Here is a 23,927-nt window from a genome sequence, read left to right as displayed (position 1 = left end):
TAAGCATTTATTGCACTTTTATTCCGAACGGTTTATTTGCAAAATGATATGAGAAGCTTTATGTTTATTTCACTAAGCTATCAGGAGGGAACACGAGTGAATTCATCAAAATGGATTTGGCGGTCTGTCGGTTCCGTTTCCATTGCCGCCACATTGCTATTATTGTACGGATTTTTTACAGCAGTACAAAGTATCACGGCTCCAGAGCCAATGGTTAGCACTCAACCTGTACATTCCGGTTCATCGCAGACACAAACTGCGCCATCCGCTACTAATCAGACGGGAGAGTTTCGGGTAGCTGCCATTGGAGATTCGCTAGCCAAAGGCACGGGGGATGACTCCGGAAGTGGTTTTGTGCGTCGGTCGGTGAGCTTGTTAAATAATCAGGAAGGCCATAAGGCTCAGCTCATAAATAATCTGGGGATTAATGGACTGACGACTCAAGGACTATTGACCAAGCTGGATGAGCCTGGTGTTTCTTATGTGTTGAAAAAGGCTAACGTCATTATTGTCTCGATTGGCGGAAATGATTTATTTCAGGGGGCTCAGGCTGCCCAAACTGGCAAAGAGCCGCCTACACTTAGTGGTTTGCGTAAAGCTGTGCCTGATGCCGCCAAACGTCTGCAAAAAGTGCTGACAAAGGTAGAGAAAATCAATCCGAATGCTAAAATTATCTATGTCGGATTATATAATCCATTCAGTGATCTGCAGGAAATGAAAATTCCCGGTAATCTTGTAGTAACAGAATGGAATCTGGCTGCCATGGCAATTACCAACCAAAACAGCAATATGACTCTGGTTCCAACTTTTGATTTATTCCAGCAAAATTTGCCCGTCTATTTATCATCCGATCATTTTCATCCAAACGGACAGGGCTATCAGGCAATCGCTGAACGTATCGCGCAAGGGTTTGCAGTTGCAAACACGAAGGATGCCGATAAAGTGGATAATGAACAACAGTCTACAAGTAGCCAACCCGCTGAAGTGAAAAAGGGAGGAAACAAGCAATGAGCATCCAATCTGCTGACAAGACCGGGGCTGGAATAACCGAAAATTCGACATCAAGGGATGCATTGTCCAGTTTCCATTCCGCCAATCAGGTTGGCAGCGGAGGCAGAGACAGAAGCAATACCGAAACAGTTCTCTCTGTTCAGCACGTTAAGAAACGTATCAAACGCAAAATGATCATTCATGATGTCACATTCGACGTTCGTGCGGGTGAAATTTTCGGATTTCTCGGTCCTAATGGGGCTGGAAAAACGACGACTATTCGTATGCTGGTCGATTTAATTAAGCCTACGGAAGGGACGATTACTGTCTGTGGACATAATGTAAATCGTGACCCTGAGCAGGCTTTACGGCATATTGGTTCTATTGTGGAAAATCCAGAGGTGTACAGCTACCTGACAGGGTGGGAGAATTTAGAGCATTTTGCCCGTATGCAGCCTGGTGTAGACGAGCAGCGTATCCGCGAAGTCGTTGAGCTGGTTCGGCTCGATCGCCGTATCCATGATAAAGTAAGTACGTATTCTCTCGGAATGCGCCAGCGCCTTGGTATAGCCCAAGCCTTGCTAGGTAAACCGAAATTACTCATTTTGGATGAACCGACGAACGGGTTAGACCCCAAGGGGATCAAGGAAATGAGAGCTTTTATCCGTTTGCTAGCGGCAGAAGGCATGGCTGTATTTGTTTCCAGCCATTTGCTCAGCGAAATCCAGCTGCTATGTGATCGGGTGGCAATTATAAGTCGGGGAAAGGTGCTAGCTGTAGGTGGTGTACGGGAACTGGTTGAGACGCACTCGCACATGGCCGTGTGGCAACTGGAGCCTCGTGATCAGGGTCTTGCGATATTGCAAAATTCTCCGCATGTACAAATGATTACGAATGCCGATGAATTAATTGATGACAGCATTGTTGCAGGCAGCGGAGCCGATGCAATTTTTACAGAAATGGATGAAGAGCATATTGCGGAGCTGGTGACACAAATGACGGCTTCCGGTATTTCCGTTAAAGGTGTAACCAAAATCAACCCTACACTGGAGCAGCTATTCCTGAAAATGACGGAAGGTGAGATACTTGAATAACATTTTACCGCTCGTACAAAATGAAACGCTCAAAATTATTAAGAAGAAACGATTTTATGTCATTTTACTTGTTTTACTTGTGCTTGTGCCGATTTTTACGTACGCTCAGATGAAAGTGGCAGAAAACAATCGCGAAAAATTCGGCAATGATTGGCGACTTGAACTGCGTCAGGCAATTACCGATAATCAAAACTCGCTGGGAAGTGACCGGGTTCCCGAGGAATGGAAGACCTATCGTCGGGTCTTTGTGCAGCAGATGCAATATTATTTGGAGAATGATGTGAATCCTAATGAGCCGAGTGGCGTCACCTTTACCAGAGAGTTTATGGATAATTCCATAAACCTGTTCGTTCCGCTGTTGATTATGGCCATTGCCTCCGACTTGGTTTCTGGAGAACGGACGACAGGCACGATAAAAATGTTGCTGACTCGCCCAGTCAGGCGGTGGAAAATACTGCTGAGCAAGCTGTTGACATTGTATATGTTCGTCTCGCTCATCATTTTGGCTGTATTTATAATTAGCTATCTCATATCAGGCTTGTTTTTTGGTTTTCGCGGTTTTAATGTTCCGGTATTTACCGGATTTCAAATTGTTGGATCGACGGTGGATTTGTCTGCTGTACATGCGATTCCACAATGGCATTATCTGATGCTGCAAGCCGGATTGATCTGGTTTGTCAGTCTTGTGGTAGCTTCGTTAGCCTTTATGGTATCTGTCCTGGTACGAAGTACGGCGGCAAGTATCGTGGTCATGATGGCTGCGCTTATTTCGGGCACTATTTTGACAAACATGGCTTCATCTTGGCAGAGTGCTAAATATTTATTTATGGTTAACCTCCAATTAACCGATTATTTATCTGGAAGCCCCGCCCCGATTGAGGGAATGACCTTACCCTTTTCTTTAGCTGTACTGGGCATTTGGGGGGCTGCGGCATTGATTGTTTCATTCGCCGTCTTTACGAAACGGGATATATTGAATTAAAATGGACAAGGTAAAAGAAAACATCTGTTTGCATTTTTGGTGAAAATCATCAAGAATAAGGCAAAACACGGTTACGATTAGACAAAGGGGGAGCATGAATGGTCGACAAAATCGACTTGTCTGCGGGAGTATCCGGCACACAAAGCGGAGCTTCAGAATATGGCGCGGACGACATTCAAGTGCTCGAAGGGCTTGTGGCAGTTCGCAAACGGCCGGGCATGTACATCGGGAGCACCAGTTCTTCGGGACTGCATCATTTGGTATGGGAAATTGTAGACAACGCGGTGGATGAACATCTCGCCAAGTTTTGCTCTCGCATTGATATTACAATGCATAAGGACGGTTCCGTTACAGTATCAGACAACGGGCGCGGTATTCCTACAGGAATGCACAAAACGGGAATTCCTACGCCTCAGGTTGTATTCACCATTTTGCACGCCGGAGGTAAGTTTGGCGGTTCGGGATATAAAAAGTCCGGGGGTCTGCACGGTGTAGGTGCGTCTGTAACGAACGCTCTTTCGGAATGGCTTGAAGTAGAAATTTACCGGGACGGCAAGATTCACCGTCAGCGGTTTGAATATTGGCAGGACAAGAAGGGCGTGGAGCATGTCGGAGAACCGACCACAGGCCTTGAAGTGCTGGGCAATACTAACAAGACGGGCTCGAAAATTACATTTAAACCGGATATTCGTGTTTTTCAGGCAGGCATTCATTTTAACTACGATACGTTGGCTGAGCGCCTTCAGGAAATTGCTTTTCTAAATTCGGGCCTTCGTATTCAACTTAAAGACGAACGCAGCGGAAAGTCAGATGAGTATTTTTATGAGGGTGGCGCAAGTCAGTTTGTTGCTTTTCTGAATGAGGGCAAGGATGTGCTGCATGACGTTATTCACTTTAATGCCGAGAAAGAAGACATTGAAGTAGAGATTGCCATCCAGTACAATGCGGGTTATACAGAGACGATTGCTTCGTTCGTTAACTCCATTCCGACACGTGGCGGAGGTACGCATGAAACGGGATTCAAAACCGCTTACACTCGTGTCATGAACGACTATGCGCGCAAAACGGTGATGTTGAAAGAAAAGGATAAAAACTTGGAGGGCAACGATCTACGTGAGGGCATGATGGCTGTAATCAGTGTCAAAATGGCTGAAGTTGAATTTGTCGGCCAGACAAAGGATCAGCTGGGTAGCGCTTCGGCACGGAGTACAGTGGATGCCATCGTATCTGAGCAGATGCAGCGTTTTTTGGAAGAAAATCCGCAGATAGCACAAACTTTGATCAAGAAGGCAGTTCAAGCATCCAGAGCGCGTGAAGCTGCACGTAAAGCTCGAGATGAGATGCGTTCCGGTAAAAAGCGCAGTGAAAGTTCCAATTTGAATGGTAAACTGTCGCCTGCGCAGTCCAAGGATTTTACACGTAATGAGTTGTTTATTGTGGAAGGCGATTCGGCTGGAGGTTCAGCCAAGCAGGGACGGGATTCCAAAATTCAGGCCATATTGCCGCTAAAGGGCAAGCCGATGAATCCGGAAAAATCCAAACTGGCGGATATTATGAAGAATGATGAGTACCGTGCTATTACAGCAGCTATTGGTGCGGGAGTAGGAACAGAGTTTTCGCTGGAAGACAGCAATTATTCCAAAATCATCATTATGACCGATGCAGATACAGATGGTGCGCACATTCAAGTGCTGTTGTTGACGTTCTTTTATCGGTACATGAAAGAGCTTATTGATGCAGGACGCATATTTATTGCTCAACCGCCATTGTATAAAATAACTCGAAAGTCGGGTAAGCTCGAAACGGTGCGTTATGCTTGGACTGACGAGCAGCTTGATAATTATTTAAAAGAATTTGGACGAAATTTTGAGCTTCAGCGCTATAAAGGACTTGGGGAAATGAACCCTGATCAGTTATGGGAAACAACGATGAATCCCGATTCACGCACCTTGTTACGCGTTCAGATAGAGGATGCAGCCAAGGCTGAACGCAGGGTGTCCACTTTGATGGGTGATAAGGTGGATCCGCGCAAGCGCTGGATCGTGGAAAACGTAGATTTCACGGAATACGTAGAGTAGTGCTATCAAAAGAGGTGTATACATGAGCTTATCGGAGCAGTTTTTGCCAGCTTTTCTGGAGGAAGTGGTCGGTGACCGCTTTGGCCGATATTCCAAATATATTATTCAGGATCGGGCGATACCCGATGTACGAGATGGATTAAAACCCGTACAACGTCGTATTCTGTATGCAATGTACGATTCGGGCAATACGCCGGATAAAGCATATCGTAAATCAGCCAAAACCGTTGGGGACGTTATGGGTAATTACCACCCTCACGGTGACTCGTCGATTTACGACGGCATGGTACGGATGGCGCAGCCTTGGAAAATGAGTCACGTGCTTGTGGATGGTCACGGTAACTGGGGCTCCCAGGATGATGATCCGGCGGCAGCTATGCGTTATACGGAGGCTCGTTTGTCTCCGATCGCAATGGAAATGCTGCGCGATATTGAAAAGCGTACGGTTTTGTTCAAGGACAATTTTGATAACTCGGCCAAAGAGCCCGTTGTGTTGCCGTCTCGTTATCCAAATTTGTTGGTGAACGGTTCCAGTGGGATCTCGGCGGGATTTGCGACAGAGATTCCTACACATAGTTTACGCGAAGTTATTGATGCCAGCATTGCGGTGATGGAAAAGCCCGAGATTGAGCTGGAAGAGATTATGACCTTTATTAAAGGTCCTGATTTCCCGACGGGTGGACTCATTATGGGTGGCGAAGGCATCAAGGACGCTTATCGCACGGGAAAAGGACGCATTTATATTCGTTCCAAAACGGAAATTCAGTCTTTGCGCGGAGGTAAGCAGCAGCTGGTCATTACCGAAATCCCATATCAGATCGTCAAATCAAGGCTCGTAACCGCCATGGAAAATATCCGTCTGGAGAAAAAGGTGGAAGGGATTGCCGAGGTTCGTGACGAAAGTGGACGAAATGGTTTGCGTATCGTTGTGGAACTGAAGAAGGAAGCCGATGCGGAAGGGATTTTAGCTTATTTGCTGAAAAAAACCGACCTACAGGTGGCATATAACTTCAACATGGTAGCTATTGTGAACAAGGCGCCACATCAGCTTGGGCTGAAGTCCATTTTGGAAGCGTATATCGCCCATCAACGCGAAGTTGTCACTCACCGTATCCAGTATGAACTGGAAAAGGCAGAGGATCGTGCCCATGTGCTGGAAGGTTTGGTCAAGGCGCTGAACATTCTGGATGAGGTCATCGCAGCTATAAAAGCTTCCAAAAATCGCCAGGACGCACAAAATAATTTGCAATGGATGTTTGGTTTTAGCGAACGGCAGGCAGATTCTATTTTGACCTTGCAGTTGTACCGTCTCACCAATCTGGAAATCACCACGCTTGAAAAAGAACTGGGTGATATCCAGAAAAAAATCGCGCAATATCGTTCTATTCTGGAAAGTGATCGCAAGCTGATTAGCCTAATTCGCAAGGAACTGTTGGAAATTCGCGAAAAGTACGGCATTGACCGTCGTTCAGATATCCAGGGCGAGGTAGAAGAGATTAAGGTGAACCTGGAAGTCATGGTGGGAGCAGAGGATGTGTTGCTGACACTCTCAAAAGATGGCTATGTGAAACGTACAAGTATGTTGTCATTCACTCGTTCAGGCGGGGAACGTTCAAGTTCCGGTGTTAAAGAAGGGGATTACGTTACCCAATTGCTTGATGTGAATACGCTGGACATATTGCTCGTCTTCACCCAGCGAGGACAATACTTTTTATTACCTGTACATCAGGTGCCAGAGTATAAGTGGAGAGAGCCGGGCACACCAATTGTCAACGTTATTCCGTTATCGAAGGAAGATCGTATCGTAAGTGTTATCCCGCTCAAAAACATCGAGGAAATCGGCAAAAGTCTAGTATTTGTAACAAAGAAGGGCCAAGTAAAGCGTACAGAATTAAAAGAATATGCTACAAAACGTTCTAGTGCCGTAGCCGCCTGCAAAGTAGCAGGGGACGATGAGGTATTATCGGTAACGTTAAGCGAGGGTACCCGGGATATTATGCTGATTACCCGCGCGGGTATGAGTATACGCTTCAAGGAGCAAGAGGTTAATGCTATGGGTCGCGTCTCGGCTGGTGTCAAAGGTATACAGCTAGCGGAAAGCGATGAAATTATCGCGGCGTTATGGGTAGAAGAGGATGAAGGAGAAGTGTTGGTGCTGACCGAGTCTGGTTATGGTAAGCGTACGCTTCTGTTGGACTATCCTACACAGGGAAGAGGCGGCAAAGGTATCACTACCTTTGAGTTCAAGGAAGGCAAACGAGTACGTTCGAATGGAACTCGAATCGTGGCTGCCTTCTATTGCCGTGAAGCTGTTCAATTATTTGCAATCACAGCAGAAGGACAAACAATGTCCTTCCTTTCGGAAAAGGCTCCTTTGACCGACCGAAAGGATACAGGCAAGCTGCTGGCTCCAGTGGAGAAGAAGGACGAAATTGTGAATGTGCTGCTGCGTAGTGAGCCGCAAACTTCTCAGTCCATAGAATAATAGGAAAGTCAAGCGCTTATTAGCTCGAAAAAGAGAGGTCCTCTCGTGCCATTCCGGCACGAATGAGGACCTTTTTGCCGTCATGGTGTCGAACTCTGACCAGCCTTCAAAACCGAGGTGAGACTTCCTTCCCCTTTTCATTTCGTGCTCCAAAAACGGCAGGAAACCAGGGCTGAATGGCGAAAATTTAATGTGATGAAATACAATCCGGACGGTGGCCCATACGGTAACTTTGATGCTTTTACTGACCCTGTTATTCAAAGGAGTGAGGCAAAATGCAAACGACCGAATTTGCGAAAATCTGGTCCAGAATGGCTAAGGATTATAAGGTTCATATGGAGCAGCAGCTGGCTCCATCACTAACCGAAGCTCAACTTACGGTGCTGGAGGTTTTGAACGAATACGGCCGTATGAAACCGTCTCAACTAATCCCATATCTCGCCACCACACCAGCCGCGGTTACGATGCTGCTGGATCGGATGGAACGGAATCGACTGGTCACCCGTTTCAGAGACGTAAAAGACCGTAGAATTGTATGGATTGTCATTTCGGATCAAGGGAGAGAAGAAGTAGAGCGTGGATTACGAATACGGGATGATTTTCTGGGTTCTGCACTAAACCGAATTTCTCAGCACAATCAAAATTTGCTGGTTTATTTGTTGGGGAAAATTACAACGAAGGCGAAGACTTCAGTAATGACAAGTGAGGCTGAGGGAGTAAAGGAACCAATAGAGCGAGCAGAATAACTAGAATGGTGGCTACATGAAAAGTAGCTGTACGCAGCAGATTATCATTTTAAGGTAAGTAGGAGTGCGCGGATGTAAATACCTATCGTGGTATTCATACCGCGCCTTTTTTGTGTTGAAGTATAGGTGATATTTGGGTGAATGTTGACATTTACATAAGAGATGATAAAATAATAGTTATTAATAAATAACAATTCGCATATAAATAGTTGCTTGTTTAAGTATATGGATTGTGAATTGGGGATTAGAAAGAAGGATGGTTTCAGTGAGTGACAGAGAGGAAGACAGACTTGAGGTGTACCGGATTATTCAATCGGTAAGGGAGGTTAACAAAACGATATTTTATGCCTTCTGGAATGAGGAGCAGCATTTGGATCTGACGGCCATTCAGCATATGGCTTTGGCAATTCTGAATAAACGCCCCAACATCGGGTTATCCGAGTTGGCAGACATAGCGCATGTAGGAAGCAGCTCTATGAGTGGGGTGGTTGACCGCTTGACCAAGGCGGGATATATTGCTCGCGGACGGCATGAGCAAGACCGTAGATCCTTAGTGTTGACGCTTACGCCGGAAGGAAAAGATATAATGCAAAAAGTAGACGCCATGTGGATGGAGCGAGTCTTGCCCATTCTGGACATCCCGAAGGAGCAGCTAGAGATGGTTCTGGATATCCATAAACAAATGATCACGAAATTAACACCGAAGGGAATGAATCAACTTGAGCAGTCCTCAAATGACACTACCAGGTAATGTACGCAGAGCACCCATTGTGGCCGCTCTGTTGATTGGCGCGATTGTAGCGATATTAAATCAGACGTTGATCAGTGTGGCTTTACCGAAAATGATGAGTGATCTGAATATAGATGCCAATATAGCTCAGTGGCTCAGCACGGGCTTTATGCTCGTGAATGGGGTATTGATCCCGGTGACCGCGTTCTTGATTGCCCGTTTCTCCACTCGTAAATTGTTTATTAGCGCGATGACTATTTTTTCAATCGGGACGCTGTTATGTGCTATAGCGCCAAGCTTCAGCATATTGCTGATCGGTCGGCTTATTCAGGCCGCGGGGGCAGGTATCATGATGCCCTTAATGATGGTTGTTATCTTGAACATCTACCCAATAGAACGTCGTGGCCGGGCGATGGGGACCCTGGGGATTGCAATGGGTTTTGCTCCAGCCATTGGGCCAACCTTATCCGGTTATATAGTACAGCATTATGACTGGCGGGTATTGTTCTGGATCATCCTGCCGATATCAGTAATTTCAATTGTGATCGGATTTATTTTTCTGAAAAATGTAACGGAGCAGTCCAAGCCAAAGCTGGACATTCCCGGCATCATTTTGTCTACGCTCGGTTTCGGTGGACTGTTATACGGCTTTAGTGATGCAGGAACATCAGGTTGGGGAAGTATTCCAGTCCTGTCTACGCTTATCGTTGGGACAATTGCGCTTATTTTGTTTATTGTTCGCCAACTGAAGGCAGATGAGCCTATGCTGGAGTTCCGTATCTTTAAATACGATGTGTACAGCTTGACGACAATCATTAATGTGATTGTGACGATGGCTTTGTACGCCGGTATGATATTGCTTCCGATTTATTTGCAAAATATTCGGGGTTTTACACCGCTCCAGTCCGGTATGCTGATGTTACCAGGAGCGATTCTAATGGGGCTCATGTCTCCTGTAACGGGGGCTATTTTTGACCGAATTGGAGCACGCTGGTTGTCTGTAATTGGCTTGCTGATTATGGTTATAACGACTTGGGAATTTACGCGGTTGACCGAAACAACCACCTATATGACACTGTTAATTAATTATACGGTGCGGATGTTCGGGATGTCGTTGCTGATGATGCCGATCCAAACGGCCGGGTTGAATCAGCTTCCGCAACGATTGAATGCACATGGTACGGCAATGAGTAACACGCTGCGTATGATTTCCGGCTCGATTGGGACGGCAATTCTGGTGACAGTGATGTCCACACAAAGCAGCAACCGCTTGACATCGATTGTTACATCTGAGGGACTAAGCGTGACGGATAAAGCGGGGATGCTGGCTGCAGGTAATCAAGCTACGATTTATGGGATTAACTCGGCTTTTATCATTGCAACAGCGTTGAGTGTGGCCGCTCTGATTTTAGCATTTTTCATCAAAAATACGAATGCACAAAACGCCCAACCCCGTCAACAGCTGGTAAACAGCAAGAAGGGGCAGTCCGTGGCTTCCTCGTCATAAAAGGATGAGATGACGCATTAATTTAATTTTCTGCAAAAAAAGAACCTGGAATGCATGTTTGTTCACATGCGTTGCAGGTTCTTTGTGCAAATGGGGTTGAAGATCGATATTCAGATAGAGCAGGACTTTCCGATTCAAATTTCAGACGTAATCATGTTCTCATAAAGCGACCTTGGCCATTCATTCCATGGAAATTGGACAGGAGGTAACGAGTGAAATCTCATATCGTCCTTGCTAACCGGATGCGGTGCTCCAGCGAGTAAGGACCAGAGCGCCAGCTGTTGACCGGGTCGGCTCAGATGACCGCCATATTTTTGGTCACCGTAGAGGGGACAGCCGATCGCCTGCATTTGCACACGAATTTGGTGTGAGCGTCCGGTGTGCAACTTAATCTGCACGAGACTGAGTCCATCTGCTTGTCCGATCACGCAGTACTCCAAAATGGCTTCTTTCGCACCAGCTGTGCCAGGTCGAACCGCTTGAACCGTGTTGGTTCGGCTATCCTTTAGCAAGTAATGGGTTAGACGGCCCTGTTGGTCCGTCGGAACGCCATTCAGAACTGCGGTATACAGTTTGTGAAAATGACGACTTCGTACCGACTCTGACAGGCGAGAAGCAGCTTTGGACGTCTTAGCAAAAATCATGGCCCCACCTACAGGCCGATCCAGTCTGTGAACTAAGCCCAAAAAAACGTTACCAGGCTTATTGTGTCTGATTTTTAGATCTTCCTTGAGTAAAGACAACAGATCAGGATCACCACTGGCATCCTCTTGCGTTGGAACATTGACAGGCTTTACAACTGCCAAAACATGATTGTCCTCATATAGGACAGGAATGTTGGGCAGTGCATGCTCATGCCGGGTAAGTTCATTTTGAGTCATAAGAGGAATTTAAGCCTCCCAGCGTCCGAGAATACCACAAGGCAAATTCAATCCCGAGCGTGTGATCGGCAATCCGATTTCACCAGCGCTAATTTGACCGCCGTACTTTTGTTGCATGGTCATGCTCAGCATATTGCGCAATACAGTAGGCGAAATGCCTGTAGTATAGGAGTTAATCAGCATGAACAGCGGTTGATCCGAAATGATGCTCATGCAGGATTCGAGAAACGGGTATAAGCTTTCTTCAAGCTTCCAAGTTTCTCCGTTCGGTCCGCGTCCGTAAGAAGGAGGGTCCATGATAATGGCATCATAACGGTTGCCCCGACGTTGTTCCCGTTGCACGAACTTGAATACGTCATCCGTAATGAAGCGTACCGGACGGTCAGCCAGACCAGACAATTGAACGTTTTCCTTTGCCCACTGTACCATGCCTTTAGCGGCATCCACGTGAACTACACTGGCTCCAGCATACGCAGCAGCAGTAGTGGCTCCTCCCGTGTATGCAAACAGGTTCAGTACGGAAATCGGTCTGCCTGCGCCTTTGATTTTATCCATCATCCAGCTCCAGTTCGCTGCTTGCTCCGGAAAAAGACCGGTATGCTTGAAGCTGGTCGGTTTAATGTGGAATTTAAGCGGTCCATAGCTAATTGTCCAGCGCTCGGGGATAGGTTTTTTCATATCCCAGTTGCCGCCACCGGAGGAACTGCGGTGATAATGCCCATGAACATTACGCCATTCGGCTGTTTCCTGGGCCAAAGGCCATATGATTTGCGGATCGGGACGACGCAGGACAATATCACCCCAACGTTCCAGTTTTTCACCACCGCCTGTATCCATTACTTCATAGTCTTTCCATTCTTGTGCTACATACATGTACAATCCATCCTTCAGCAGTCAATTCAGGATTCAGGCAGCAAGCTGCACAGAAATCCCCATATGGAGTCTATTGTACAACAAACCTCAGCAACAATCGAATGATTACATAAATAAGTAAGTAGTCAAATGGTCTAAAATATTTTTTCTTGGATGTACTTGTAATTATAGCGCTTCCATATTAAAATGAAATCAATCCCACTTGTACGTACAACAATCCGTTTTTTATTATAATAATGAAAAACGGATTGGATTGTACGTACATAATATTTTTATCAACACAACTGAAATTCTACTTAATTAAACAAGCCTCTAATTTAATGTGCTTATCCATAGAGTTTATCAGCCAACAGTCGCATGTAATGCGGCTGTTTTGCGTATATCTCCCCAAGATTAAAGCTAGTTTTTGAAATTAACATTTGACAATGAGAATCATTATCAAATATTATTTGAGTAACAGGGAGTGAAAGCATCCCATATTTCAAATAAAGGTGAGGGATGAACTTGGGTAAAATCATGATTGCTTATGCCAGTTTGACCGGTAATACAGAGGAAATTGCGGAATTGATCGCCGAGGGCGTTCGTCAGGCAGGGCATGAGGCGGAGTTGAAGGCTTCGTATGATTGCAGCGCGCAAGAACTGCTCGCATATGACGGGTTCCTACTGGGTGTATATACATGGGGAGATGGTGAGCTTCCTGATGAATTTTTGGATTTTTATGAGGAACTAGACGAACTTGATTTGTCTGGTAAAAAGACCGCAGTATTTGGCAGTGGAGATACATCTTATACGCAATTCTGTGGCGCAGTGGACTTGGTAGAGGAAAAAGTCAAAGAACGCGGTGCATCGGTCATTCAAGAGAGTCTGAAGATTGAATTCAATCCATTGGATGATGACAAGGAGAATTGCCGAGCTTACGGAAGACAATTTGCACAGGCTGGTATTGAAGTGTCCTGAGAAGAGAGTGAGTGATAGGTATGCGCAATAGCGATAGCTTAAGCGGCTTTCCTCTTCTGCACGACTATCAGCTGGAGGAGATGTGGAGAACTCCACAGCCAATCCGTCAATCACAGAGGAAAAGAGGGCGTGAGGGCTGGAATTGGCGGCAACGGGTTCAATATGCAGTAGGGCATGCGCTCAACGAATACTTTGGAATGGAAGTAAAGGTACGGCGGGAAGTCCCTGTCCAGTATGTGCTGGAGAAATGGTGGCCCAAGCAGTCAAACAGCTTTGAATCTTTGTTCCATTATTGGGATGTCAAAAATAAAGTGTCAGGTGAGTTGTCAAAAATTTGTGGCTTAAATAATGACTTGATGGTGCCTGTGATGCTGTATGAACAATTTTGTACGTCTGTGCCTGAGTTAGAGGTCAATATTTCGCTTATTGTTCAGGCTGCTTGGCAACTATCAGCAGAAGCAGATTCCCTGCTCATTCAAAAGTACATCGTTGACTATAATCCTAACGTTGTCAGTACATTCCAACATATGACAAATGTATTTTGTTATTATGCATTTGGAGCTCTTCCTCAGCTTATTGAGGTATACTGTCTGCTGGAAGGTAAGAAGGTCCGCTTCATTCCGGGACCTGCTTCTTTACAGCAATCTCTGGATTACGTACGGCTATTACGGGATTCCAAAGGGGATGTACATGGGACGGCAGAACGCTGCCGTTGCGGGGGGTGCATAGGGGAGCAAGTTTCTCAGGGAAACAGAATGAATAAGAACACGAAGGAAGGGCAGGAGGCGAAAAACTGCAAACAACGGTCAGCTGTACCAGTGCCTTTCTCTTAACGTTACTATGTAACCCTTTAATTGTAAACTATCCCTTTTCGTGAAAGAGCCTTGGAAACAAGGTTCTTTTTTATGAAAAAAAATTATGAAAAAACTGAAAATTTATGTTGCCTGAATAGATAAATATATCTATAATATTTCAATGTACAATAGTTATATGAAAATATTTAAATATAAAAGACGGTTTGTGGACCATGATCAGATTGTCCTATGTACATAAGATAGTCCTGTCTTTTGCATGGAATGTTGCCATGTGTTTATTTACGTTCTCTATTTGGTTTAATGGCCTAATATTTCAATTTTAAAATATTAGCGTTGAATAATAAAAATTTTTTGGACAACAGGGGTGGAAGAAGTGAGTAAGAAAACTGTATTGCCAATCCTCATTGTACTGCTCATTCTGAGCGGTGGAGCTATTGGCTACTATTATTGGTATCAAGCAACACACTTTGTTAAAAGTGACGATGCGCGCATTCAAGCCGATCAATATAAGGTAATGCCGCAAATCTCTGGAGAAATTAGCCACATTGATGTGGAAGAAGGAGATGTTGTTCAGCGTAATGAACCGATTGCCGAGCAGGATATATCGGGGCTGGATGCGAGCATGATCAGCAAGTCTGTGCTGCGCGCGCCGATCAACGGAACCGTCATTAAGATTTATTCGAAAGAGCATGAAATCGGATCGCCGGGTAGTGCTGTTGCAACAATGGTGGATATGAACAGCTTGTACGTATCTACGAATATTGAAGAAACTGATATTAACCGTATTAAACCAGGACAGCTTGTTGATATTACGCTTGATGCAGCAGGTGACCAGGTGATTCAGGGGAAAGTTCGTAAAGTGGGCGAAGCCTCCAACGCCGTGTTCTCACTCGTTCCTGCAGTGAACACAAGTGGTAACTTTAACAAGGTGACTCAGCGTGTGCCTGTAGAGATTGCTGTGAACAAGCCGAAGGATCTGAAGCTTATTCCTGGAACGAACGTGGAAGTAAAAATTCATACACCTTAAAAAGGAGGGGTCCATGTGGCTGCCAATGATATTGCTGCTGCTCCTTCGACAGATTCTTCCAAAGAACGCTGGCTTGCCTTTTTCGCTATCGTTTTAGGCGCCTTTGTCGCCATTCTGAACAACAGTCTGATCAATGTCGCCATTCCTAGATTGACGACAGATTTAGGATCTACGACGACACGTATTCAGTGGGTTATTACAGGTTACACGCTTGCATCTGGTGTAATCGTACCGATTACCGGATATATGGAGCAGCGCCTCGGATACAAAAAGTTTTTGATTCTTGCGCTCAGCGTATTTTCGCTGGGAACGGGAATATGTATTTTTGCATGGAGTGATTCTTCCCTGATCGCAGCACGGGTGCTGGCTGGTCTGGGCGGTGGTGTTATTATGCCGCTGAGTATGACGATTATTTACAAAATTATGCCGCGTGAACAAATCGGTATGTCCCTTGGTATATGGGGGATCGCTGCAATGGCAGCGCCGGCTGTAGGGCCTACGCTCAGCGGATATTTAATTGAGTGGTTTAACTGGCGATTCTTGTTTATTGTCAGTGTGCCAGTTGCTTTATTTGCAATTTTAATGGTTATTCTTCTAATCAAAGAACCGCCTAAAGTAGAGCCGAAGCCGTTTGATCTACCGGGCTTTTTGCTGGCGGCAACTTGTGCCGGAACACTCTTGTACGCATTGACAAACGGCCAGCGTGATGGCTGGACTTCTTTTGGAATTGTATCCCTGCTGTTTATTGCTTTCTGGGCACTTGTTTTTCTGATCTATGTAGAAAGCGGCAAGGATAATGCTGTAATTGAAATCTCATTATTCAAGAATTCAAAGTATACGATTAGTGTTATTGCCTCTAGTCTGGTCATGATGGGGATGTACGGAGGAACGTTCCTAACACCGTTGTTTTTGCAAAATATCCAGCGTGTGTCACCGATTGATACCGGTATTATCCTCATTCCACAGGCCATTGCCATGGCGGCTATGATGCCTATTGCCGGGAAGCTGTTCGATAAGTTCGGCATTGTGCCTTTGGGACTTGTGGGCCTGACGCTAACCAGCTTTATGACCTATCATCTTCACCAGCTTACGCCAGATACTTCGCATGCCTGGTTGGAAACCGTAATGGCATTACGGGGTCTGGGGATTGGTATTTGCATGATGCCATTATCCACGGTCGGCATGAATGCCGTTCATCCGAGCAAGGTAGCCAATGCGTCTACAGCGTCCAATCTGGTACGTACTGTGGCTGCATCTATGGCGATTGCGGTGCTAACCGCCATTATGCAAAGCCGTTCGGCTGCTCATGCCCAGCAAATTTCGGAGTCCATTACACCAGACTCGGCTCATACGCTACAAGCGACATTGGGCAGCTCATGGATGTCATCCATAAGTAGTTTAATCACACTGGATGCTACATCAAGAGGAATTGGGGATACGTTCCTCATTTCATCCATACCGCTGTTTTGCACAATTCCACTCATCTTTTTGTTTATTCAGAGGAAGAAAGCAAAGACACAGCCGGAAGCTTAATAAGTGAAGTACAAAATATCGACTGGATGACTTACATTATTTCCACGGACAGAAAGAAAGGGAATTATCATGAAAATATTGAGAGTAGAAAGTACATTAGCGGCTTTAGTGCTCGGCGGCGCAGTGCTGGCAGGCTGCTCCAGTAATAGCGGGGCGGCTCAGGACATGGTCGTTCCGGTTAAAATCAGCCAAGCACAGCAAGGCATCATTGGACAGGGAAATATTTATACAGGAACGGTAACACCTTCGGAGACGGTGAACATTGTGCCTAAAGTGGGCGGTAAAGTGGTTGAGCTGCCTGTGGATATTGGCTCCGAGGTTAAAAAGGGTCAAGTACTGTTCAAGCTTGATGATAAAGACATGCGGAATAATGTTGCGAAAGCCCGCGCCGCAGCAGCTGCGGCAGCAGCCGGAGTAAGTACCGCTCAAGCATCCCACGAATCTACGATGGTTCAAGCAAACTCGGGCTTAGTGCAGTCCAAGAGCGGCGTGATTCAATCCCAAAGCGCAATCAATCAGGCACAGGGGGCTATTAATCAAGCCACTACAGCCGTAGAACAAGCAACACATGGTGTCTCCTCGGCAGCCAATACGGTGAAACAAACGCAGCAAGCTTTGGCAGATGCACAGAAGAATGTAACACGTACACAAAGTCTATTTGATGCAGGTGCGAGCACTCAAGCACAATTAGAACAAGCCAAAACAGCAGTTGTGAATGCGGAAGCGGCTTACAATAATGCACAAAATGCGCAGGCTAATGCACAAGATCAGTTGGTAGCTGCGCAGAAGGCCTTGACTACAGCTCGCAACAGCTATGATTCAGCAAAAAATAGCTACAGTAATGCCAATAGTGGCTACAGCAATGCGCAAAACCAACTCAAAGTATCTCAAAATACTGCGGTCATCGAGTCCAGCCAACAATCTCTTAAGCAGGCTCAGCTGAATGTAAACATTGCTCAGGATGCATTGGATGACACCGTTGTTACATCACCGATTAATGGTATTGTGGGTACGAAAAATGCAGAAGTGGGCGAAATGGTATCCGCTCAATCTCCTGCGCTGGTCATTGCGAATCTGAGTACGGTCAATACATTAATATATGTTCCAGCGGAACAGATCAACAATGTAAAAGTAGGTGACAAGGTACAGGTTCGTGTTGCAGCGTCCAACATTGTAACAACAGGTACAGTTAAAAATGTAAGCCCGTTGGATGCAAGTGGAAAAGGCTATCCTGTAAAAATCTCAGTTGCGAATCCAGACACAAAATTGAAATCCGGCATGTTGGCTGATATCAGCTTTGTCGCTGCCAATGCACAAGAAGGCATTGTGGTTCCTACTGCGGCAGTTCAAAAGGATCAAGGTAAAGAATATGTATATGTTGTAAACGGAGACCATGCGAAACGTAAGGAAGTGAAGACTGTTCAGACGGCAGGTTCACAAACACTCGTTACCAGTGGCTTGGGCAATGAGGAGAATGTGATCGTGAATAATCTGGCATTGCTGTCCGATAACTCACCGATTACAATTAGCCAATAATTTGGTTCTAGAATTACTACTATATAATAGTAGAAGTTTATTATAGACATATGCGCAAGACAGCCTGCTTAGTGGGCTGTCTTGTTTTGATTTCATTGAGCACATTTTACATAGGATTGATGTCGATATAGGACTATTTTTGACGAACATTGGTAGAATAGGATAGACTAAATTGGAAATAGATAGTTTTCAAGTTTTATTACATTCTCAGATAAATGATCGGAGGAATTGTAAGATGGAAGTAAAATTGGTAGTGGATTTTGAAGCTTATGAGAATGGCCAAACGATGGCTAAATTGCTTGAGGAACTGGCAGCCAAGCCGGAGAGCGCGGAAGTTACGGATCTGATCATTGGAGATTGGGGTGGAGCCTATGAGAGCTCACCAGATGATTTCATCCCAGTGTTAGTGAAGCTTAAAGATCATTTCCCTAAGTTACGCAAGCTGTTTATTGGTGATATGGAATATGATGAGTGTGAGGTTTCATGGATTAACCAGACGAATCTATCCCCGTTATTAGAAGCGTTTCCAGCGTTGGAGTCCTTTCATATCAAAGGAAGCCAGGACCTGAGTCTGGAACCACTTCGTCATAACAACCTTCAGGAATTGGTTATTATTTGTGGCGGCCTGCCTGTGAGCGTTCTTCAGCAAATACACAATGCAGAACTGCCTGAACTGCGCAAGCTGGAACTGTATTTGGGTGTCGATAACTATGGTTTTGACGGTAACCTGAAAGATGTTTTGCCGTTTTTGAATAGCAATCCTTTCCCCAAACTTACATACTTGGGACTGAAAGATAGTGAAATACAGGATGAAATTGCAATTGCAGCAGCTAATGCCCCTGTGATTGGACAACTGGAAGTGCTGGATCTCTCACAAGGTACGTTGTCTGATAAAGGTGCAGAAGCGCTGCTGGCTAGTGAAAGTATAAAAGGGCTGAAGCATCTGGATTTGAGCTATCATTATATGTCTAGTGAAATGATGCAACGTTGGAAAAGCTCGGGTCTATCTGTGAACGTGGAAGATCAACAAGAAGCGGATGAGGAAGATGATTGGCGTTATCCATCACTGACTGAGTAATTTGTACAAATGGACTTAAAACGGACTGTTTTCAAAATTAAAATGATCTAAAGTGAGGCGGCTCTATGGTTAAGATGTCAGACTGTAATGTCAGCGAGCCGTTTATCTTGTTCGGTAATCCGGGGAATCGTCGAACTACCGGGCTGCAGGAGGCGCGAAGCAGATTAATGCTTCCACCCGCTCTGGAGGTTTCCTATAAGAATGTGCTGGAAGCTATTCGGCAGAAACAAGGTCTGAGAGAGCTGATGGCGCGAATAGCTGCGCGAGCTACGCATGATAGCGTGAATGGCAGTTCCTTTCTGCAAGAGAGCATTGATCAGTTACTGGCGGGGCAGATGAACAGTGGTCCGCTGCTTCGTCTGGATGCACCGGGCGAAAGCTTTGAGGTAGAGCGTGAGTTGATTGCTCTTGGCGCCTCGGATGGTGAGGGAGACGATTCTCTGTTGCCATGGCCCGAATGGACACAAGGCACAAGTATATCGGCGGCAGAAGCGCGACGTCTGCAGGAGCAGCACGGTCGTATTTGGCACCCGGCACAATGGTTCCGGGGCTATTGCCGTCTGCTGGCCTGGCTGCGGGATGAAGTGGCTCTGCTCTGGCCCTCGTCATACTGGATGAACGATCCGGCGGAAGTGGCCGTGATGTTCGACAAACGGCGTTGTAGCGCCGATTTAAGCAAGGCAGATATAAGAGTCCCGCCAGTGCTTGCATCTTCAGGTGGTGCATTTCATGATGTTGTCGATCTGCACGCGGCAATAAAGGAGAGCGGGTTTCACCGCGTATTTGTGAAAATATTTTGTGGGTCTGGTGCTTCTGGTGTCATGGCCTATCAGGTACATCCCCATACACACGCGGAACTGGCGGTGACCACGATTGGAACGGAAATCATACGCGGACAGCGCGTGTATTATAATGCCGGACGACTGCGTCGTTATACGGATAAGCAGGACATTCATGCTATCCTTAACTGGCTATGCCTGGAAGGGGTACATGTAGAGCGCTGGATTCCCAAAGCGACCCTGAACGGGCGTGTTTATGATGTGCGCCAACTCGTGTGCGGATCAGAAGCTTGCCATGCGGTTTTACGTTTGAGCCACAGCCCCATTACGAATTTGCATTTGCGTAATGAGCGGCTCACGCTGAAGGAAGCCGGATTACCACAGAATACGGTGGAATCGATCCAGCTTACGGCGAAAGCCGCTATGAGTGTTTTTCCAGCCTCCATGGTTGCTGGACTGGATGTGCTGGTTCCGGCTCATGGCGGTCGTCCCTATGTATTGGATGTTAATCCGTTCGGTGATTTGCTGTACCGGGTTGAGCATCAGGGTTGGAATCCGTATGAATGGGAAATGCAGCACCTCGCTAATAGGAGCGTGGGTACGGAAAGGAAAGACAGATATGATTGATATGAACCAAATTGTCGGCTCTCATGATATTGTCATGATTACGCTTGATACTCTGCGTTATGATGTCGCAAAGCTGGAGGAAGAGAACTGTCCGAATTTGTGCGGCTCCGGGTCGTGGGAAAAGCGTCATACACCGGGTAGCTTTACCTATGCTGCACATCATGCCTTTTTTGGCGGATTTTTGCCGACTCCAGCGAATACGGATAAGACTTCACATATCCGTCTGTTTCACACAAAGGATACGGGACTGCGTACGCATCCACATACCTGGCTGTTCGATGCCCCGGATATTGTGTCCGGGCTAGAGGGTGAAGGTTATCGGACCATCTGTATCGGCGGCGTTATTTTTTTCACGAAGAAAAATAAGCTTGCCAAAGTGCTGCCAGGGTATTTCCAAGAAAGCTACTGGCGTATGAACTTTGGCGTTACCAACCCCCGTTCGACGGAGCATCAGGTGAATCATGCTCTGAAACTGTTGGGGAATACAGACCCGTCGCAGCGCTTGTTTTTGTTTCTGAATGTATCAGCGATCCATGGGCCTAATCATTATTTTGTGAAGGGCTCAGCTAAAGATTCAGTGGAGTCTCAACGAGCAGCCTTGCGGTATGTGGATGGTGAGCTTGGACGTTTGTTTGATGCTTTACGAAATCGAGGCAAGACGTTTTGCATGGTTTTTTCCGATCATGGTACAGCTTATGGGGAAGACGGCTATGAAGGACATCGTCTGGCGCATGAGGTAGTCTGGAATGTGCCTTACCGCGAATTTATATTATAGAGCAAATAGAAATATAGATTGCACTAGTAAAATATCAAGAAATCAATCCAGCGCAAGGAAGGAGCAGAAATGAAAGCCATGAATCTGAATCACTCACATCCAACGGGTGCGGTAGCCCCGGAGATAGACACAAACTTAGCACCGTCTAGGTTTCAGTGGCCTGAAACTCCTGCTGAATGGGCACGCACGATCCGTGAAGCTCCCTACCGCTCCTATCTGTACTCTTACCCGCATAAAACGGCCTATCGTTCGTTTGATACACCGCTCTCATTGCAGGAGCTGTGGGAGAAGGAGGAGTTAGAAAGCTATTTTTTGTATATGCATATTCCGTTTTGCGCGGCTCGCTGTGGATTTTGTAACCTCTTCACTTTGCCGGACAAGCGTCTGGATGTACATAAGGAGTATGTGGATGCGCTAGAAAGACAAGCCAAGCAATGGGCACCCATTATGGGCCGTCGGCCTTTTTCACGTTTTGCCATCGGCGGCGGTACACCGACCCTACTGGAGGCTCCTTTGGTGGAGCGTTTGTTTGACATAGCGGAAAATATAATGGGACTGGACCCTAAAAGAGCTTCTATTTCGGTGGAAACCTCTCCCGATACTGTGACTGAGGATAGGTTGGAGGTGCTCAAGCGCCGCGGGACAGATCGTGTCAGCATGGGAATTCAGAGCTTTGTGGAATCAGAAAGTGCCGCCATTTACCGACCTCAGAAGCCCAAACTTGTTAGAGAAGCACTTGAGCGGCTGGTGGAATACAACTTTCCATTGCTGAACGTGGATCTGATCTATGGCCTGCCTGGTCAAACGGTGGAAACCTGGCTGTATTCTTTAGAGGAAGCACTGTCTTACTCGCCAGGAGAGATTTTTCTTTATCCGCTATATATTCGAGAAAATACGATTTTAAAGCCAGGCTATACCGGGCTGGATCATGATATTCGTCTTAGCTTGTATGAAGTGGCGCGCGAACGGCTCAAACAGGCAGGATATGTACAATATTCCATGCGCCGTTTTGCAAAAAATGATGGTTTATCCAGCAAAGAGCTTTTGCCCTACAGTTGTCAGGAGGAAGGTATGGCTGGTCTGGGGTGTGGTGCGCGATCCTATACACGTAATGTTCACTATGCCAGCCGGTACAGTGTTAGTGCAGCAGCTACGCGTAGTATTATCGCAGATTATGTTGCTGCGGAACGTCATGATCTGGCTGACTACGGCTTTATTTTAAATGTGGATGAGAGTAAGCGACGCTTTATCTTAAAGGCGCTTCTTCATCGGAAAGGTTTGGAGCTATCGGCCTATGCAGAGCGCTTCGATGTATCCCTGTCGGACGATTTTACGGGAATGTCATTGCTGCTGGAATCCGGTATGGCTGTCGTCGAGGAGGCTAGGCTGCGACTTACAGAGGAAGGAATGGCCTATTCCGATGCGATTGGGGACTGGATGATCTCCACATCAGTACGTGAGCGCATGGAAGGATATGTAGGCGCATGAGAGCGACCTTATATTATCGTGGTTCGTTGACCTCGTGCAACTATGCCTGCCCATACTGTCCGTTCAGTAAAAACGTTGATAGTCGGGAAACGTTGAACAAGGATCGGGCCCAGTTGGAACGTTTTGCCGATTGGGTACGAGAACAGGGCGCTCTGGGGCATCGTCTCTCTATTTTTTTTAATCCGTATGGAGAAGCCTTGATTCATTCCTGGTATCGCAAGACCATGATTGAGTTTTCCCACATGGCGCATGTGGAAAAAGTGGCGGTACAGACGAATCTATCGACTAAGCTGGATTGGACGCAAGAACTGAACCCGGAGACTGCTGCGCTGTGGGCTACATATCACCCTGGAGAGACGAAAGAGCAAGTTTTTATATCGCAGGCTATGAAGCTATATGAACTTGGCATTTCCTATAGTGTCGGTACCGTCGGGTTAAGACAGGCATTTCCGGCTATTCGTGCCTTGCGATCGCAACTTCCAAGGGATGTTTATTTGTGGATCAACGCCTACAAGGATCGACCACATTATTATACAGATGTTGAGGTTGCTGAATTAACTACGATAGATCCCTATTTTCAATGGAATTTAAAGGATTATAGCAGTCAGGGGCGGGCATGTCGCGCTGGTGAAGATGTATTTTATGTCCAGGGTGACGGAAGAGTAAAACACTGCTATCAGGATCGACGGGTGCTAGGACACTTATACAGGGATGGTCTTGAGGGTCTGAGTGGCAAACGTCCGTGCCGGATGAAAGAATGCGGCTGCTATATCGGCTATATTCATATGGAGGAGCAGCCGTTTCGGGAAATGTACGGTAGTGGCTTACTCGAAAGGGTGCCGCAGGTACAGCTATCTCCGGCTCCATCATTTAGCAGACAGGCTATTCATAGAGCAAATGAATCCATATAGCAAGGAACGTCCGCGTCTAAATGTAATGCTATAGC

The 23,927-nt window shown here is 46.2% G+C and carries 20 protein-coding genes; 18 read left to right on the top strand and 2 right to left on the bottom strand.

The genetic code is table 11. From position 1 onward, the window contains the following. Positions 1 to 60: 60 nt before the first annotated feature. From G9G54_RS07560 to G9G54_RS07525, 8 genes are all read left to right on the top strand, one after another. A complete protein-coding gene (locus tag G9G54_RS07560; protein WP_165177116.1) occupies positions 61 to 1,011 on the top strand; it encodes a GDSL-type esterase/lipase family protein in 951 nt (316 codons plus the stop codon). Next, positions 1,008 to 2,084: an ABC transporter ATP-binding protein gene (locus G9G54_RS07555; protein ID WP_165177115.1), complete on the top strand. Its 1,077-nt coding sequence runs from the start codon at positions 1,008 to 1,010 to the stop codon at positions 2,082 to 2,084. The genes G9G54_RS07560 and G9G54_RS07555 overlap by 4 nt, the downstream gene beginning before the upstream one ends. Then, on the top strand, positions 2,077 to 3,066 hold the full coding sequence (locus tag G9G54_RS07550; RefSeq protein ID WP_165177114.1) for an ABC transporter permease: 990 nt from the start codon (positions 2,077 to 2,079) through the stop codon (positions 3,064 to 3,066). The genes G9G54_RS07555 and G9G54_RS07550 overlap by 8 nt, the downstream gene beginning before the upstream one ends. Before the next feature lie 98 nt (positions 3,067 to 3,164). After that, positions 3,165 to 5,144, top strand: coding sequence for a DNA topoisomerase IV subunit B (gene parE, locus G9G54_RS07545; RefSeq protein WP_028540692.1), 1,980 nt, complete (start codon positions 3,165 to 3,167; stop codon positions 5,142 to 5,144). Between the two features lie 22 nt (positions 5,145 to 5,166). Further along, a complete protein-coding gene (gene gyrA, locus G9G54_RS07540; RefSeq protein ID WP_165177112.1) occupies positions 5,167 to 7,629 on the top strand; it encodes a DNA gyrase subunit A in 2,463 nt (820 codons plus the stop codon). A gap of 275 nt (positions 7,630 to 7,904) precedes the next feature. Next, positions 7,905 to 8,375, top strand: a complete 471-nt coding sequence (locus tag G9G54_RS07535; RefSeq protein ID WP_013310615.1) for a MarR family winged helix-turn-helix transcriptional regulator — start codon at positions 7,905 to 7,907, stop codon at positions 8,373 to 8,375. A gap of 265 nt (positions 8,376 to 8,640) precedes the next feature. Next, a complete protein-coding gene (locus G9G54_RS07530; protein ID WP_165177110.1) occupies positions 8,641 to 9,126 on the top strand; it encodes a MarR family winged helix-turn-helix transcriptional regulator in 486 nt (161 codons plus the stop codon). Then, the gene (locus G9G54_RS07525) at positions 9,110 to 10,612 is read left to right on the top strand and encodes a DHA2 family efflux MFS transporter permease subunit (RefSeq protein WP_165177515.1); all 1,503 of its coding nucleotides are present in this window, start codon (positions 9,110 to 9,112) and stop codon (positions 10,610 to 10,612) included. The genes G9G54_RS07530 and G9G54_RS07525 overlap by 17 nt, the downstream gene beginning before the upstream one ends. Before the next feature lie 134 nt (positions 10,613 to 10,746). Here the strand turns inward: G9G54_RS07525 and G9G54_RS07520 are convergent, their stop codons facing one another. Together G9G54_RS07520 and G9G54_RS07515 are read right to left on the bottom strand one after the other, a co-directional pair. Beyond that, the gene (locus G9G54_RS07520; protein WP_165177109.1) at positions 10,747 to 11,493 is read right to left on the bottom strand and encodes an RluA family pseudouridine synthase; all 747 of its coding nucleotides are present in this window, start codon (positions 11,491 to 11,493) and stop codon (positions 10,747 to 10,749) included. Between the two features lie 9 nt (positions 11,494 to 11,502). After that, positions 11,503 to 12,366 carry a class I SAM-dependent methyltransferase gene (locus G9G54_RS07515; protein ID WP_028540694.1) on the bottom strand — a complete coding sequence of 288 codons (864 nt, stop codon included), beginning with the start codon at positions 12,364 to 12,366 and terminating at the stop codon, positions 11,503 to 11,505. Between the two features lie 498 nt (positions 12,367 to 12,864). On the opposite strand from G9G54_RS07515, the gene G9G54_RS07510 reads away from it, so the two are divergent. The 10 genes from G9G54_RS07510 to G9G54_RS07465 all read left to right on the top strand — a co-directional run bounded on the left by G9G54_RS07510 (position 12,865) and on the right by G9G54_RS07465 (position 23,892). Continuing rightward, positions 12,865 to 13,323, top strand: a complete 459-nt coding sequence (locus G9G54_RS07510) for a flavodoxin (protein WP_069289771.1) — start codon at positions 12,865 to 12,867, stop codon at positions 13,321 to 13,323. A gap of 20 nt (positions 13,324 to 13,343) precedes the next feature. Then, entirely contained in the window at positions 13,344 to 14,156 is an 813-nt protein-coding gene (locus G9G54_RS07505; RefSeq protein WP_165177107.1) for a hypothetical protein, read from the top strand. Positions 14,157 to 14,511: 355 nt separating this feature from the next. Beyond that, positions 14,512 to 15,165, top strand: coding sequence for an HlyD family secretion protein (locus tag G9G54_RS07500; RefSeq protein ID WP_165177105.1), 654 nt, complete (start codon positions 14,512 to 14,514; stop codon positions 15,163 to 15,165). A gap of 15 nt (positions 15,166 to 15,180) precedes the next feature. Continuing rightward, complete coding sequence (locus G9G54_RS07495; protein WP_061831583.1) at positions 15,181 to 16,698, top strand: DHA2 family efflux MFS transporter permease subunit; 1,518 nt, start codon at positions 15,181 to 15,183, stop codon at positions 16,696 to 16,698. A 69-nt stretch (positions 16,699 to 16,767) separates the two neighbouring features. Further along, complete coding sequence (locus G9G54_RS07490; protein WP_165177104.1) at positions 16,768 to 18,234, top strand: efflux RND transporter periplasmic adaptor subunit; 1,467 nt, start codon at positions 16,768 to 16,770, stop codon at positions 18,232 to 18,234. A gap of 235 nt (positions 18,235 to 18,469) precedes the next feature. Next, complete coding sequence (locus G9G54_RS07485; protein WP_165177102.1) at positions 18,470 to 19,312, top strand: STM4015 family protein; 843 nt, start codon at positions 18,470 to 18,472, stop codon at positions 19,310 to 19,312. Positions 19,313 to 19,377: 65 nt separating this feature from the next. Then, positions 19,378 to 20,718, top strand: coding sequence for an STM4014 family protein (locus G9G54_RS07480; protein WP_165177100.1), 1,341 nt, complete (start codon positions 19,378 to 19,380; stop codon positions 20,716 to 20,718). Continuing rightward, on the top strand, positions 20,711 to 21,493 hold the full coding sequence (locus G9G54_RS07475; RefSeq protein WP_061831587.1) for an STM4013/SEN3800 family hydrolase: 783 nt from the start codon (positions 20,711 to 20,713) through the stop codon (positions 21,491 to 21,493). Before G9G54_RS07480 ends, G9G54_RS07475 begins: the two co-directional genes overlap by 8 nt. A gap of 69 nt (positions 21,494 to 21,562) precedes the next feature. Then, a complete protein-coding gene (locus tag G9G54_RS07470; RefSeq protein ID WP_165177098.1) occupies positions 21,563 to 22,981 on the top strand; it encodes an STM4012 family radical SAM protein in 1,419 nt (472 codons plus the stop codon). Continuing rightward, positions 22,978 to 23,892 (top strand): STM4011 family radical SAM protein, encoded by a 915-nt coding sequence (locus G9G54_RS07465; RefSeq protein WP_165177097.1) that lies wholly within the window; start codon positions 22,978 to 22,980, stop codon positions 23,890 to 23,892. The genes G9G54_RS07470 and G9G54_RS07465 overlap by 4 nt, the downstream gene beginning before the upstream one ends. Positions 23,893 to 23,927 lie beyond the last annotated feature (35 nt).

It is taken from the genome of Paenibacillus sp. EKM212P (assembly GCF_011066115.1).
In the GTDB taxonomy this organism is placed as follows: Bacteria; Bacillota; Bacilli; order Paenibacillales; family Paenibacillaceae; genus Paenibacillus; species Paenibacillus polymyxa_B.
The sequence above is the reverse complement of the archived record's forward strand: the minus strand, read 5'-3'. Positions and strand labels throughout refer to the sequence as shown.

Coding starts and splice junctions, on each gene's coding strand:
- G9G54_RS07560 (WP_165177116.1), top strand. CDS start 61: ATGTTTATTTCACTAAGCTATCAGGAGGGAACACGAGTGAATTCATCA.
- G9G54_RS07555 (WP_165177115.1), top strand. CDS start 1,008: ATGAGCATCCAATCTGCTGACAAGACCGGGGCTGGAATAACCGAAAAT.
- parE (WP_028540692.1), top strand. CDS start 3,165: ATGGTCGACAAAATCGACTTGTCTGCGGGAGTATCCGGCACACAAAGC.
- gyrA (WP_165177112.1), top strand. CDS start 5,167: ATGAGCTTATCGGAGCAGTTTTTGCCAGCTTTTCTGGAGGAAGTGGTC.
- G9G54_RS07535 (WP_013310615.1), top strand. CDS start 7,905: ATGCAAACGACCGAATTTGCGAAAATCTGGTCCAGAATGGCTAAGGAT.
- G9G54_RS07525 (WP_165177515.1), top strand. CDS start 9,110: ATGACACTACCAGGTAATGTACGCAGAGCACCCATTGTGGCCGCTCTG.
- G9G54_RS07520 (WP_165177109.1), bottom strand. CDS start 11,493: ATGACTCAAAATGAACTTACCCGGCATGAGCATGCACTGCCCAACATT.
- G9G54_RS07515 (WP_028540694.1), bottom strand. CDS start 12,366: ATGTATGTAGCACAAGAATGGAAAGACTATGAAGTAATGGATACAGGC.
- G9G54_RS07510 (WP_069289771.1), top strand. CDS start 12,865: ATGAACTTGGGTAAAATCATGATTGCTTATGCCAGTTTGACCGGTAAT.
- G9G54_RS07505 (WP_165177107.1), top strand. CDS start 13,344: ATGCGCAATAGCGATAGCTTAAGCGGCTTTCCTCTTCTGCACGACTAT.
- G9G54_RS07490 (WP_165177104.1), top strand. CDS start 16,768: ATGAAAATATTGAGAGTAGAAAGTACATTAGCGGCTTTAGTGCTCGGC.
- G9G54_RS07485 (WP_165177102.1), top strand. CDS start 18,470: ATGGAAGTAAAATTGGTAGTGGATTTTGAAGCTTATGAGAATGGCCAA.
- G9G54_RS07480 (WP_165177100.1), top strand. CDS start 19,378: ATGGTTAAGATGTCAGACTGTAATGTCAGCGAGCCGTTTATCTTGTTC.
- G9G54_RS07475 (WP_061831587.1), top strand. CDS start 20,711: ATGATTGATATGAACCAAATTGTCGGCTCTCATGATATTGTCATGATT.
- G9G54_RS07470 (WP_165177098.1), top strand. CDS start 21,563: ATGAAAGCCATGAATCTGAATCACTCACATCCAACGGGTGCGGTAGCC.
- G9G54_RS07465 (WP_165177097.1), top strand. CDS start 22,978: ATGAGAGCGACCTTATATTATCGTGGTTCGTTGACCTCGTGCAACTAT.